The 12,898-nt window shown below is 57.0% G+C and carries 13 protein-coding genes and 1 riboswitch; all 13 genes read left to right on the forward strand.

Annotated elements, in window-relative coordinates; genetic code table 11:
• The first annotated feature begins 167 nt into the window (after window positions 1–167).
• Window positions 168–373, forward strand: a riboswitch (cobalamin riboswitch).
• A 101-nt stretch (window positions 374–474) separates the two neighbouring features.
• Window positions 475–831 carry a DUF1636 family protein gene (locus AC2FI8_RS08100; protein WP_496778332.1) on the forward strand — a complete coding sequence of 119 codons (357 nt, stop codon included), beginning with the start codon at window positions 475–477 and terminating at the stop codon, window positions 829–831.
• Window positions 828–1,613, forward strand: a complete 786-nt coding sequence (locus AC2FI8_RS08105; RefSeq protein ID WP_496778334.1) for an ABC transporter ATP-binding protein — start codon at window positions 828–830, stop codon at window positions 1,611–1,613. Before AC2FI8_RS08100 ends, AC2FI8_RS08105 begins: the two co-directional genes overlap by 4 nt.
• A 10-nt stretch (window positions 1,614–1,623) precedes the next feature.
• Window positions 1,624–2,574, forward strand: a complete 951-nt coding sequence (locus AC2FI8_RS08110) for an ABC transporter substrate-binding protein (RefSeq protein WP_496778337.1) — start codon at window positions 1,624–1,626, stop codon at window positions 2,572–2,574.
• Between the two features lies 1 nt (window position 2,575).
• The gene (locus AC2FI8_RS08115; RefSeq protein WP_282119344.1) at window positions 2,576–3,589 is read left to right on the forward strand and encodes a FecCD family ABC transporter permease; all 1,014 of its coding nucleotides are present in this window, start codon (window positions 2,576–2,578) and stop codon (window positions 3,587–3,589) included.
• A gap of 149 nt (window positions 3,590–3,738) precedes the next feature.
• Window positions 3,739–4,254 carry a ferredoxin-type protein NapF gene (locus AC2FI8_RS08120; protein ID WP_496778339.1) on the forward strand — a complete coding sequence of 172 codons (516 nt, stop codon included), beginning with the start codon at window positions 3,739–3,741 and terminating at the stop codon, window positions 4,252–4,254.
• Window positions 4,251–4,544, forward strand: a complete 294-nt coding sequence (locus tag AC2FI8_RS08125; protein WP_496778341.1) for a chaperone NapD — start codon at window positions 4,251–4,253, stop codon at window positions 4,542–4,544. Before AC2FI8_RS08120 ends, AC2FI8_RS08125 begins: the two co-directional genes overlap by 4 nt.
• Entirely contained in the window at window positions 4,541–7,033 is a 2,493-nt protein-coding gene (gene napA / locus AC2FI8_RS08130) for a nitrate reductase catalytic subunit NapA (protein WP_496778343.1), read from the forward strand. Before AC2FI8_RS08125 ends, napA begins: the two co-directional genes overlap by 4 nt.
• Window positions 7,034–7,060: 27 nt before the next feature.
• Window positions 7,061–7,879 (forward strand): ferredoxin-type protein NapG, encoded by an 819-nt coding sequence (gene napG, locus AC2FI8_RS08135; protein WP_496778345.1) that lies wholly within the window; start codon window positions 7,061–7,063, stop codon window positions 7,877–7,879.
• A complete protein-coding gene (gene napH, locus AC2FI8_RS08140; protein ID WP_496778347.1) occupies window positions 7,876–8,793 on the forward strand; it encodes a quinol dehydrogenase ferredoxin subunit NapH in 918 nt (305 codons plus the stop codon). The genes napG and napH overlap by 4 nt, the downstream gene beginning before the upstream one ends.
• Window positions 8,794–8,805: 12 nt before the next feature.
• Window positions 8,806–9,243 (forward strand): nitrate reductase cytochrome c-type subunit, encoded by a 438-nt coding sequence (locus AC2FI8_RS08145; protein WP_496778349.1) that lies wholly within the window; start codon window positions 8,806–8,808, stop codon window positions 9,241–9,243.
• A 29-nt stretch (window positions 9,244–9,272) separates the two neighbouring features.
• Window positions 9,273–9,974 carry a NapC/NirT family cytochrome c gene (locus AC2FI8_RS08150; RefSeq protein WP_496778351.1) on the forward strand — a complete coding sequence of 234 codons (702 nt, stop codon included), beginning with the start codon at window positions 9,273–9,275 and terminating at the stop codon, window positions 9,972–9,974.
• Window positions 9,975–9,988: 14 nt separating this feature from the next.
• Window positions 9,989–10,246 (forward strand): hypothetical protein, encoded by a 258-nt coding sequence (locus AC2FI8_RS08155; protein WP_108859619.1) that lies wholly within the window; start codon window positions 9,989–9,991, stop codon window positions 10,244–10,246.
• Window positions 10,247–10,440: 194 nt separating this feature from the next.
• Window positions 10,441–12,828, forward strand: coding sequence for a fatty acid cis/trans isomerase (locus tag AC2FI8_RS08160; RefSeq protein ID WP_496778353.1), 2,388 nt, complete (start codon window positions 10,441–10,443; stop codon window positions 12,826–12,828).
• Window positions 12,829–12,898: the final 70 nt, after the last annotated feature.

The following is a 12,898-nucleotide window of genomic DNA, read 5'->3' on the forward strand; positions in this document are numbered from 1 at the left end:
GTTCGTCGTTTCAAACATTGGATGTTCGCCCCCCCCGGAACCAGAACATATCCACCTTTGCCCCTACATTTCTGCGATGCAGCGTAGTCAGATCGTTGGCAAATGACAAATGACCTCTGTGCGTAGGGCGCTGAGTATTATCGCTTGACCCAAAATCGGAACTCGGGCAAGCATCACCGCGATGGTTCCCTATGGTTCGCCAAGGGATGAAAAGGGAATACGGTGAGGTTGCCAACAAGCGCCAAGTCCGTGACTGCCCCCGCAACTGTAAGCGGTGAGCGACGCCAAATACCCACTGACCCCAAATGGGTCGGGAAGGATGGCCAAGCCACGACCCGCAAGTCAGGAGACCTACCATCCGATGTTCAACCAACCCGGGGCGGGGCGTCCTGGAAGGAGGCTTTATGACACGTCTAAGACGTGATGACATGATTGGCACCTTCTGTCCGCGCTTGGCAACAGGCGGAGTGGGCCATGTCGATCAGTACTGATCACTTCCTTCTGATTTGCGAGACCTGCGAGGGTTCTGACCGGGCGGGTTCATTGCGCGCTGCGCTTGCAGGCAAGCTTCCATCCAGTTTTGGCATCCGCAGCGTTTCCTGCATGGCCGGTTGCGGTCGACCCACAACCGTCGGGTTTCAGGCAATAGACAAAGCGCAGTACCTTTTCGGTGACATCCAATCGGCTGAGGACGTGGACGCCCTGACCGAATTTGCGCATCAATACCACCGCAGCACCGACGGGTGGACCAACGCATCGCAGCGCCCGCCTGCCCTTCTTGAAAAGACCCTGGCGCGCCTGCCACGGCTAAAACTGGAGACAAGCGCATGACCTGCGGAGCTTTCCTTGAGGCGCGCGGGCTGGAGTTTTACGCCCTGAACGGCGACGTACTGCTGCAAAACGTCAATTTCGAACTGAATGAAGGGGCAACTCTGGCAATTGCTGGCCCAAACGGTGCGGGTAAGACAACGCTGCTGAATCTTTTGTGCGGCGGTGAAGAGATTGTGCTGGGGGACGTTTTGGTAAAGGGGCGCAGCCTTCGGCAGCTTTCGGCGATGGACCGCGCCCGAATGATCGCCGTGGTCAGTCAACAGGAATCGCCGGACGGGCGTTTGTTTCTGCGCGACTACGTGGCCCTTGGGCAAATCCCGATCCGCGCCGATCGATCTGCGGCTGAGCACGCCTTGGAATTGGCCCGAATCCTGAAACTGACCGGACTGGTTGCCCTCGCTGACAAGCGGATGGCCGTATTATCCGGGGGGGAACGCCAGCGCGCTCATATCGCAAGGGCGTTAGCGCAGAACCCGTCGCTGCTGTTTTTGGATGAGCCGACGAACCATCTGGACCCGGACGCCAAGGGACGCATGCTGTCGCTGGTGGCTGAGCTGGGCATTACGGTGGTCATGATCGTCCATGATCTGGTCATGATCCCGGAATTCGCGACCCATGTCGCGTTAATGAAATCCACACGCCTGACCGGTTTCGGCCCAGTGCACGAAGTGCTGACACCCGAAAGGGTCCGTGAAACGTTCGGTGTCGATTTTCTTAGCTTTCAGCATGAAGGCCGCATGATCCCGGCACTGGATATCCGAAGAACCACTACCTCAAACTAGGGAAAGTAACATGAACAAAACTCTCTGGTGCGCTGCACTGATCAGCGGCATTGCAAGTGCCGCAACAGCGCGCGAGATCACCGTCGACAATTGCGGCGAGCCGATGGTGTTTGAAACTCAACCCGAGCGGCTGGTCGTGCACGACATTAACATGACCGACATGGCTTTTGCACTGGGTTTGCAGGACAAGATCGTGGGCCTGACGGGCATCACCGGCTGGTACAAAACCAGCCCCGAGTTTGAAACCTTGCGCGGCGACATCCCGGAACTTGCGCCCAAGTATCCAACAGTAGAAAATCTGGTCGCGGTCGAACCCGACCTTTTCTTTGCGGGCTGGTACTATGGGATGAAGCCGGGCGGTGACGTGACCCCCGACACGCTTGCGCCGTTTGGCATCAAAACGATGATCCTGACGGAAAGCTGCGTACACCTGGATAAGGATCGCCCCGAAGCCAGCATGGATTTGCTGTTCACCGACGTCCTTCGCTTGGGCAAAGTAATGCACGTTGAAGACAAGGCAGAAGAGCTGGTTTCCGGCTGGAAAGAGGAACTGTCCGCGATTCAAACACAGACGGCCGACCTGCCGAAGCCCCGCGTTTTCCTGCTGGACGGCCCCGCCGATGCCCCGTTTACGGCTGGTAAGTTTGCCATTCCCGACGCGATGATTGCTGCCGCTGGCGGCGAGAACGTCACCCATGACATGGACACCAGCTGGGGACGTTCCTCGTGGGAGGCTGTTGCCGCTTCGAACCCGGAATTCCTGGTTTTACTTGATTATCAAACTGGAAATGGCGCCGCAGATACCTTCAAGTTCCTAAAGGACCATCCCGTGATGTCTCAGACGGACGCGGTCAAGAACGAACGCTGGATTGGTCTGCGCTACGAGGAACTGACACCCGGACCGGCAAATATCGAAGCAATTTCGAAGATGGCCAAAGCCATGCACCCGGGCCTGAACTGATATGGGCCGACTTGGCCTTACACTCTTGCTGGGGGCGGCTGTATTGGCCGCCCTTTTGCTAACCTCGACGGTCTACGGGACCACATCCATTCCGGCCTCTGACGCACTGGCGGGTGTCTTATTGGGCACGGGGATGGTGGAAGGGGAAATGTCTCCGCTCCACCGCATCGTGTTTGACCTGCGCTTACCACGCGCGCTGTTTGCCGCCGTGATCGGTGCCGGGCTGGGCATCGTCGGCGTTGTCCTGCAAACCACCACACGCAACGATCTGGCGGACCCGTTTCTGTTCGGCCTGTCCTCTGGCGCTGCGGCGGGAGCAGTCTTTGTCATTACAGTAACCGGAGATGTGCTGGGCTTTTGGACCCTGCCACTGGCCGCGTTTTTTGGAGGGCTTGTCGCGTCAGGCATTGTGCTGGCTTTGGTTCATGGGCTGCGCACAAGCGCGCCCGAAAAACTGATCCTCGCGGGGCTTGCAGTTTCGTTTTTGTTTTCAGCTATTACCAATTATCTGATTTTCGCGGGCGACAGCCGTGCGGCCCATTCTGTTATCTTTTGGATGCTTGGGGGTTTGGGTCTTGCCCGGTGGGAGACATTCCCTCTGGTCTGCGCAGGTTTAGCATTGATCCTCGCCTATGCGATGTACCGCAGCCGCTGGCTTGATGCGCTGCTGACTGGTGATTTGACGGCCGCCACCCTAGGTGTGCCCGTTCAAGGCTTGCGGTTCCGGATGTTCTTCGTGGCCGCTCTTGCGACTGCTGTGTTTGTGTCCGTTGCGGGTGTGATCGGTTTTGTCGGCTTGATGGTTCCCCACATCGCGCGCGGTATCGCAGGGCCATTGCACAGCCAGCTTGTGCCTACCGCCGCCATTGTTGGGGCAGCGTTGCTTACAGGATCGGATATACTGAGCCGTCTGTTGCTTGCCCCGCAAGAGCTGCCTGTTGGTATTGTCACGACATCGCTGGGATCGGTTTTTGTCTTTCTTCTGTTGATCCGAACCGCTCGACCTCGGCGCTGATCGCCAAAGGTCGCATAGGTGCAAAAGTTAAAGTTTCCCAAATGACTAATAATAATCGGGCAAAATGACCTAAATCAAAAAAGAACCCCACAGATCACGGTATGCGATACACTCGATTACAGGAATCGAGTGTAGCCAGGTCGCATGCAATGCAACAATTGACCAGCCGACGCGCGTTTCTAAGCGCCAAAATTAGACCAGAGGACGGCAATATCGCCAGACCTCCGGGCTCGGTTGAGCTGTGCTTTGTTGAAACATGCAGCAAATGTGGTGATTGCGCAGATACTTGCCCCGAGGATGCGATCATCATCGGGGCAGATGGATACCCCCGGTTCCAGCCAACTGATAATCCCTGCACCTTCTGCGGTGACTGCGCCCGGATTTGTCCAACCGAAACGTTAATGTTTGACCGTTTGCCAGATTGGCCATGGCGCGCCGCGCTTACAGCGGCCACGTGCCTATCCATGAACGGCGTCAGTTGTCGCATCTGTCAGGACAATTGCGAACAAGGCGCGATCCGCTTCAAACTGATGACCGGTGGCCGCGCAGAGCCAGTGCTTGACCTTGATACATGCAACGGCTGCGGGATTTGCCCAAGTTTATGTCCCGCCGATGCCATTGCGCTTGAACGCCAATCTCAACCACAAATGGAAACTACTCAATGAACATCTGCGGTTGTCTTGCCCATGTCGCACCTGATCACACAAGCGCAGCAGCGCGGGTGATGAGGGACACACCGGGTGTCGAAATTCACGCCGAAACAGACGATGGGCGATTTGTTGTCGTTGTCGAAGACACGCCATCACGCCTTGCGTCCGAGATCATCATGGATCTGCACCAGATCCCGGGCGTCATCTCACTGACACTGACTTATCACCATTTCGAGGATCCCGCGGACGCCCGTCCGCAGCCCGATGCCCCAAGCCCAACCCCCAGCCGGAGGCCCACGCAATGACACATTCTGAATCCCGTCGGACTTTTCTCAAGGCCTCTGCGGCCGCAGCAACGGCGTCAGCCGCTGGTATTCCGCTGGCGGCCGGTCAAGCCAATGCCCAGGCCGGAGCGCCGGACATCCGGTGGGACAAGGCGGCTTGCCGGTTCTGTGGTACAGGCTGCTCTGTTCTGGTTGGCACCAAAGAGGGTCGCGTCGTTGCGACGCAAGGCGATCCTGACGCGCCTGTGAACCGCGGGCTGAACTGTATCAAGGGCTATTTCCTGTCCAAGATCATGTACGGCAAGGATCGACTGACCACGCCTTTACTGCGCAAGACCAACGGCGAATACGACAAAAACGGCGAGTTCGAGCCGGTCAGCTGGGACGAAGCGTTCGATGTCATGGCCGCAAAATGGAAAGAGGCGCTGGCCAAGAAAGGCCCGACCAGTGTCGGCATGTTTGGTTCCGGCCAATGGACGGTTTGGGAAGGCTATGCGGCCTCCAAACTGATGAAAGCCGGGTTCCGGTCTAACAATATCGACCCCAACGCACGACACTGCATGGCATCAGCCGTTGTAGGCTTCATGCGGACGTTCGGCATTGATGAGCCGATGGGGTGTTATGACGACTTTGAGTACGCGGACACCTTCGTGCTGTGGGGCTCGAACATGGCTGAGATGCACCCGATCCTGTGGTCGCGCCTGACAGACACGCGCCTGACCAAGCCGGGATGTGAGGTGCATGTGCTGTCCACTTTCGAACACCGCTCGTTCGAACTGGCGGACAACGGCATTGTTTTTGAACCGCAAACCGATTTGGCGATCCTGAACTACATCGCCAACTACATCATTCAAAATGGCGCGGTAAACGAAGACTTCGTCAAGAATCACGTCAACATCACCAAAACCGCCACCGATATCGGCTATGGCCTGCGCGACACCAACGCGCTGCAACAAGAAGCTGAAAATCCGAACTCGGGCAAGATGGATCCGATCAGCTTTGAAGAATACGCCGAAGCCGTCGCGCCCTACACGCTGGAATATACCTCTGAACTGTCTGGTGTCCCTGCAGACAAGCTGGAGAAACTGGCCCAGCAATATGCCGACCCCAACCGTAAAGTGATGAGCTTGTGGACCATGGGCTTCAACCAGCACACCCGTGGGTCCTGGGTGAATTCGCTGATGTATAACGTGCACTTGCTGGTGGGAAAGATTTCCGAACCCGGAAACTCACCGTTCTCGCTGACGGGTCAACCGTCGGCCTGTGGTACGGCGCGTGAGGTGGGGACCTTTGCCCACCGTCTGCCGGCGGACATGGTTGTTACGAGTGATAAGCACCGCGAAATCTGCGAAACCGCATGGAACATCCCCGAGGGCACTATCCCGCCCAAGCCCGGCTTCCACGCCGTGTTGCAGCACCGCAAACTGAAGGACGGCGAACTGAATGCCTATTGGGTCCAGTGCAACAACAACATGCAAGCCGCGCCCAACATCAACGAAGAAGGCTATCCTGGTTACCGTAACCCGGAAAACTTCATCACAGTCTCGGATCCTTACCCAACTGTCACCGCAGTTTCGGCCGACTTGATCCTTCCCACGGCCATGTGGGTTGAGAAAGAAGGCGCCTATGGCAACGCCGAACGCCGTACGCAATTCTGGCGTCAACAGGTGCAGGCACCGGGTGAGGCCAAGTCGGACCTGTGGCAGCTGATGGAATTCGCGAAACGTTTTACCATCGAAGAGGTCTGGGGCGAAGAGCTGCTGGCCAAGATGCCCGAGCATCGCGGCAAGACCATGTATGACGTGCTTTATGCCAACGGTAAGGTCGACCAGTTCCCGCTGTCGGAAACGGCGGAAGGGTTCCACAACGACGACGCTGAGCATTTCGGATTCTACGTTCAGAAAGGTCTGTTTGAAGAATATGCCGATTTCGGACGCGGCCACGCGCACGACCTTGCTCCGTTCGAGATGTATCACGAGGCCCGTGGCATGCGCTGGCCTGTCGTCGACGGCAAGGAAACACTCTATCGCTTCCGCGAAGGGTATGATCCGTATGTGCCGGAAGGCGCAGACGTTAAGTTCTACGGCTACGAGGACGGCAAGGCCAAGATCATCTTTGCCCCCTATGAGCCCGCCGCCGAGGAACCGGATGAGGAATTCGATCTGTGGCTATCCACCGGTCGTGTGCTGGAACACTGGCATTCGGGTTCGATGACCCGCCGCGTGCCCGAACTGCATCGCGCGTTTCCGTCAGCCGTTGTCTACATGCACCCGGAGGACGCCAAGGATCGCGGTCTGCGCCGTGGGCAAGAGATCGTACTCTCCACCCGCAGGGGCGAGGTGACCAGCCGGGTTGAAACGCGCGGCCGCAATAAGGTGCCACGCGGATTGGTCTTTATGCCATGGTTCGACGAGCATCAGCTGACCAACAAGCTGACGCTGGACGCAACCTGCCCGCTGTCGAAAGAGACCGACTACAAAAAATGCGCCTGTAAGGTCGAGCGCGCGTAACGGACAAGCGAGGCAAAGGCCGTCCCCATGCCCTTTGAAGGTAAACCTCTTTCGCCGCAACGGCGTCGCTTCCTGCAGGATGCGGCGCGTGCGTCGGGTGGCTGCGTGGTCGCCGGGTCAATGTTGGCCTGGCTCGCCCGCGATGCCCGCGCGTTACCGGCCGAAGCGTTGCGCCCCCCCGGCTCGCTACCAGAAGAGGCGTTTCTGTCTGCATGCATTCGCTGCGGGCTTTGCGTGCGGGATTGCCCTTACGACACATTGAAACTGGCAGAATTGGGCGTGGATGCGGTTGCTACCGGGACTCCCTATTTCACAGCGCGGGACGTGCCTTGTGAAATGTGTGACGACATCCCTTGCGTGGCCGCCTGCCCCACCGGTGCATTGGATCCGGCCCTCGACAATATTGATGATGCCAAAATGGGTGTTGCCGTCCTTGTCGATCAGGAGAACTGCCTGAACTTCCTCGGTCTGCGCTGCGATGTCTGCTATCGCGTCTGCCCCGTGATTGATGAGGCAATCACGCTGGAAACGGCCCATAACGAACGTTCAGGCCACCACGCACTGTTCATCCCGACAGTTCATGCGGACCACTGCACAGGCTGCGGCATGTGCGAGAAAAGCTGTGTTCTGCCCGAGGCCGCGATCAAGGTCCTGCGTGCGCGTTTGGCCCGCGGCAGCAGTGCCGATCACTACCGCAAAGGCTGGGAAGAGAAAGAGGCCAAAGGCGGTCCCCTTGTTGAAGGCCTCATCGATCTGCCGGACCGACTGCCCGGACCGGGCACCGACAACCTTGCCGCACCGGGCGGGTTCGCACCTGCATACGATTTGCCGGGGGTCGGACAATGAGTGCACGCACACATATGCCGGCCGGAATGGAGGCCATCGAGGAAAAAGGTTGGGTGCGCGCCCACAAATACCTGCTGCTGCGCCGCGCAAGCCAGCTGTTCTTTTTGACTGTGTTTCTTCTGGGGCCGTGGTTCGGCATCTGGATCGTGCAAGGCACGCTCGCGGGTTCTTTGACGCTGGGCGTGCTGCCGCTGACCGACCCATTTATCTTACTGCAAAGCGCGATCGCCGGACACTGGCCGGAATGGACGGCCCTGATCGGGGGTGTAATCGTTCTGGTCGCCTACGCTCTGATTGGTGGGCGCGTCTATTGTTCGTGGGTTTGTCCGATCAACCCAGTCACCGATGCGGCCAACTGGTTGCACAGACGTTTGGACCTGCCGAAAGGCTGGCAGCCCAAGCGCAACACCCGCCTTTGGATATTGGCCACCGTCCTAATCGTCTCGGGCGCTACAGGCATGATCGCTTGGGAGCTGGTCAACCCGATCACCATGCTGCATCGCGGTCTGATTTTCGGCGCGGGGTTCGTCTGGGCCATGATCATTGCCATCTTCGTGTTCGACCTGTTCGTTTCGCGCCACGGCTGGTGCGGTCACATCTGTCCGGTTGGCGCATTTTACGGCCTGATTGGCGCGAAAGGCCTGCTGCGAGTTAGCGCTGCGAACCGGGCAGCCTGCGATGATTGCATGGATTGCTATGCCGTTTGCCCAGAAAATCAGGTCATATCTCCTGCGCTGAAGGGTAAGTCGGGTTCCACACCACTGATCCTTTCCCCTGACTGCACCACCTGCGGTCGTTGCATCGACGTATGCACCGTCGACGTTTTCAAATTTACTCACCGGTTCGACGACAAGATCGCCGCACCTGCCGATCCAGTTCCCGCGCCCGATCCGCGCGCAGCCAGACCTATCTGAGGGAGTGCCAAGATGAACAAGCTAACCCGAACAGGCCTTACAGCCCTTATCCCCGTTTTGCTTTTGGGCGGATTCGCCCTTGCGCAATCAGCTCAGGTAGAAACCCTGCGGGGTGCCGATGTGGATGAACTGATCCCCTTGGAACAGATCCACAAGAACGTCGAAGGGCGCATGCAGCGCAACTATCGCCAACAACCGCCGCTGATCCCGCACTCGGTCGAGCAATATCAGATCGACACGCGCACAAATCAGTGCCTGTCCTGCCACGACTGGACCAAAGCCGGCGAACGCAACGCCCCGACATTGTCGATGACTCACTATCTGGATCGCGATGGCAACGAGTTGGATCACATCGCAGGCACCCGTTATTTCTGCAACCAATGCCACGTGCCACAAGCAGACGCACCGCCATTGGTTGACAACGTCTTTCAACCGTCCTCGGGCAATTAATCCAACGCAAGAATGAAAGGAGCACCGATATGGCAGACTCTCCTGAAAAACGCGGTTGGATTGGCCGCCTCTGGAACTGGATCTGGACCCCAGCGGTTGCCTTTAGCTCGGGTTTTCTGATCCTTGCAGGCTTTCTGGCTGGCATCCTGTTCTGGGGCGGCTTCCACTGGACGCTTGAACTGACTAACACCGAAGAGTTCTGTACCTCGTGCCACACGATGGAGACGAATCTGGGTGAGTATCGCGAGACGATCCACTACAACAACCACTCCGGTGTGCGGGCCATCTGTTCTGATTGCCATGTGCCGCATGAATGGAACCACAAGATCAAAGCCAAGATCATGGCGGTCAAGGACGTCTATCACGAGCTGGCAGGCACGATCAGTACACCCGAGAAATACGAAGAGCATCGTCTGAGCATGGCGACCGCCGTCTGGAAGAAGATGAAGGCCTCCGACAGTCGCGAATGCCGGAATTGCCACAACTTCGACTATATGGATTTTACATTGCAGGAAACGCGCGCTGCCTCTGAGCACCAACGCGCCATTGATGAAAACATGACCTGTATCGATTGCCACCAGGGCATCGCCCATAGCCTGCCACCCGGCTATCAGGAGCGGTATCAGGAAGTGACCGAAACCCTGGCCAGCAAAGCGCAGGGTTCGTTGCAACAACAGGCCGCAGCTGACGGCGATGACATCAAATCATTCCTGAGTACTCGGGCAGACTGAAAAAGGGACGCGACATGCTGGAAATTCTGGGAACAATCGGGGCCAACGTCATCAGTCTGCCGGGTATCCTTGGGCTGGCCCTTGGAATGATGACTCGCCGCGTTTGGCTGGGTGCATTGATGGGGGGCATTGTCGGGGTGTTGGCGACCTTCGTTTTCGCCCATGGTTCATTTGCCGCGGTCGATACATTCGAGCTGTTGATTGCTATTGGCATTGGCCTTTGCGCCGGTAGCGTGGGATCGGCCATACGCATCAAGGGCGCAACGGTCTGACATTATTGGCGAACTAAGCTCCCAATAAATCTACTTTGCCGCATGTGAAACTGCGGCAAACACGCCCAACGATGCCTCAACGTAAAAGTTCAGGAAACGCGACAAACGAAATCAATTCAGTAGTATAAACCTGTTAGGGCCTATGGGCTTTGCGTGATGGTCAATAAAATCAAACCATTCAGACGGGGGCATCTATGCTGCGAACATTACAATATTTGCGTTTTTTGACCTTTGTTTTAGCGGCTTCGATTGCATTTACGTTTGCTGACCAAAGTTTGGCCCAGTCAGATGCAGCAGCACCCGGCGCGACCATTGTCGACAAGCAGGAAAATGCAGACTGGGCCGACGTGCAGGATATCCTGAACCACCGCTGCGTGGTCTGTCACAGTTGCTACGACGCGCCCTGCCAACTCAAGCTGACATCCCCTGCCGGCCTTTTGCGCGGCGCTAGTAAAGAGGCGGTCTACCACTCCGAACGACTAAAAGATGCGCAACCAACGCGGCTTGGAATCGACGCGCACACAATTCCTGGGTGGCGGGATCTTGGGTTCTTTTCCGTTCTTCCGTCATCCGAGGTAACCGGCGCGGGTGGATCGGTGTTAGAGCGCTCCATTAAGCTCGGCAGGCAAGCTCGTTTGACGGCTAACGCACCTGTCCCAACCCAGCTTGGTTTGTCGATTGATCGCCCCCTGACCTGCCCTACAACACAGGAATTCGACGCCTTCAGCACGGCAAACCCAAGGGCGGGAATGCCCTACGCCACGGCCCCACTGAGTGAACAAGAATACCAGACCCTCATGTCATGGCTTAAAAATGGTGCGCCCTTGCCATCGGCCACACCACAAATCCCTCAGGACATTCAGGATCAGATCACAGAGTGGGAGGCCTTTCTGAACGCGCCCGACCTGCGCCATCAATTGATGAGCAGATATGTATACGAACATCTGTTTCTGGCGCGCCTCCACTTTCCAACCGACAATCCAAGACAGTTTTTTCAGCTGGTGCGGTCCGCCAGCCCACCGGGATCAAAGATCGAGATCATCGCGACACGCCGTCCTTTCGATAGTCCCGGCGCAGGGCCGTTCTATTATCGCCTGCAGGCATTCGACGAAACAATCGTGCACAAAGATCATCTGGTCTATAGTTTTGGTCCGGATCGTCTGGCGCGATACCAGCAGCTATTCCTTGATCCGGCCTGGTCCGTCACCGAGTTGCCTGCGTACGGAGAAGACGAAGGCGGCAACCCCTTCAGCACGTTTGCCAACATACCGGCCCGCAGCCGTTATCAGTTTCTCTTGGACGACGCGTTGTTTTATGTGCGCAGCTTCATCCGCGGACCGGTCTGTCACGGCGAAACCGCCGTTGACGTGATTGAAGACCGGTTCTGGGTCAGTTTCCTTGATCCGGATGCCGATCTGTCCGTCACAGAACCCAGCTTTTTGGCGGACGGGGCGGCCTTTCTGGAATTGCCGGTGAGTACTGCAGATATAGGGTTCTTGGGGGACCTTCACGGAATGTCCCACGAAAACCAGATCAAGTATCTTGAGTTTCGGGATGCCCGATATCGCAACAGCGCGGCGCACAAAAACGGGTTTGGATATGACGCAATCTGGGATGGCGAGGGCACCAATCCGCAGGCGCTGATTACCGTGTTTCGGCATTTCGACAATGCCTCTGCCATGACCGGGTTCCACGGCGGCATCCCCGAAACCGCATGGGTTATCGATTATCCGGTGTTCGAACGTATTTATTACGACTTGGTCGCAGGCTTTGATGTTTTCGGTCGGCTCGAACACCAGCTTTCAACCCGGTTATACATGGACGAGTTGCGGATGGAGAGTGAGGACACTTTCCTGAACTTCATGCCGCGCGGTGACAGGCAAAGGATGCACAAAACCTGGTATCAGGGGGCACTGGCCGAGCTGCACACCTATTGGCACCGGCGTCGTGTCGATGACAGTTTTCCGACTGGCATAGATTTTGGAACGGACACGCCAAAGCAAGAGTTCCTTCTGGAGCTTCTAAATCGCGGCAACGGTCTTTGGGCTGTCGAGGACACGATCAACAGATGCAAAAGCGCCGACTGTTCGAATGGGAGTTCAGAAGTTGTGGATAACTTGCGGGCACTCGCGGATCATACAGGCGATTGGGTCAGGTATCTGTCAGATGTTTCCCTGCTTTTGGTGGACAACGAAGATGGGTCCACGTCTCTCTATTCGCTGCTCCACGATAAGGCCCATTACAATGTGGCGTTCTTGTTTGAAGAAAAAGATCGCAGGAATCCGCGAGCCGACGTGCTGACCATTCTGCCGGGGGTGATCGGAAGCTATACGAATTTTTACTTTCGACTTCAGGAAGCCCAGCTGGCGTCCTTTGTAACCGACGTCAAATCGGTGCGGTCGCAGGCCGAATGGATCGATATCGTAGCCACCTATGGGCTGCGCAGGACAAGCCCGGGGTTTTGGGAAACCAGCGATCAGGTGATGACCATGTTTCTGGCAAGCGACCCCATTCAGGCAGGCGTGCTGGACCTGAACCGATATAAGGACCCTCGATCCGATAGCGATCTTGAAAACAACTAAGTCAGCCCATTGCAACAGGGGCGCCTGATCATTCGCACTCTATCAACGTGACGCAGAAAGAATGCCTAAC

It is taken from the genome of Ruegeria sp. CDSB029 (assembly GCF_059611125.1).

Bases quoted from the DNA above. Each gene is read 5' to 3' on its own strand.
- AC2FI8_RS08155 (WP_108859619.1), top strand. From the start codon at position 9,989: ATGCTGGAAATTCTGGGAACAATCGGGGCCAACGTCATCAGTCTGCCG.
- AC2FI8_RS08145 (WP_496778349.1), top strand. From the start codon at position 8,806: ATGAACAAGCTAACCCGAACAGGCCTTACAGCCCTTATCCCCGTTTTG.
- AC2FI8_RS08110 (WP_496778337.1), top strand. From the start codon at position 1,624: ATGAACAAAACTCTCTGGTGCGCTGCACTGATCAGCGGCATTGCAAGT.
- AC2FI8_RS08125 (WP_496778341.1), top strand. From the start codon at position 4,251: ATGAACATCTGCGGTTGTCTTGCCCATGTCGCACCTGATCACACAAGC.
- AC2FI8_RS08120 (WP_496778339.1), top strand. From the start codon at position 3,739: ATGCAACAATTGACCAGCCGACGCGCGTTTCTAAGCGCCAAAATTAGA.
- napG (WP_496778345.1), top strand. From the start codon at position 7,061: ATGCCCTTTGAAGGTAAACCTCTTTCGCCGCAACGGCGTCGCTTCCTG.
- napH (WP_496778347.1), top strand. From the start codon at position 7,876: ATGAGTGCACGCACACATATGCCGGCCGGAATGGAGGCCATCGAGGAA.
- AC2FI8_RS08105 (WP_496778334.1), top strand. From the start codon at position 828: ATGACCTGCGGAGCTTTCCTTGAGGCGCGCGGGCTGGAGTTTTACGCC.
- AC2FI8_RS08160 (WP_496778353.1), top strand. From the start codon at position 10,441: ATGCTGCGAACATTACAATATTTGCGTTTTTTGACCTTTGTTTTAGCG.
- AC2FI8_RS08115 (WP_282119344.1), top strand. From the start codon at position 2,576: ATGGGCCGACTTGGCCTTACACTCTTGCTGGGGGCGGCTGTATTGGCC.
- AC2FI8_RS08100 (WP_496778332.1), top strand. From the start codon at position 475: ATGTCGATCAGTACTGATCACTTCCTTCTGATTTGCGAGACCTGCGAG.
- napA (WP_496778343.1), top strand. From the start codon at position 4,541: ATGACACATTCTGAATCCCGTCGGACTTTTCTCAAGGCCTCTGCGGCC.
- AC2FI8_RS08150 (WP_496778351.1), top strand. From the start codon at position 9,273: ATGGCAGACTCTCCTGAAAAACGCGGTTGGATTGGCCGCCTCTGGAAC.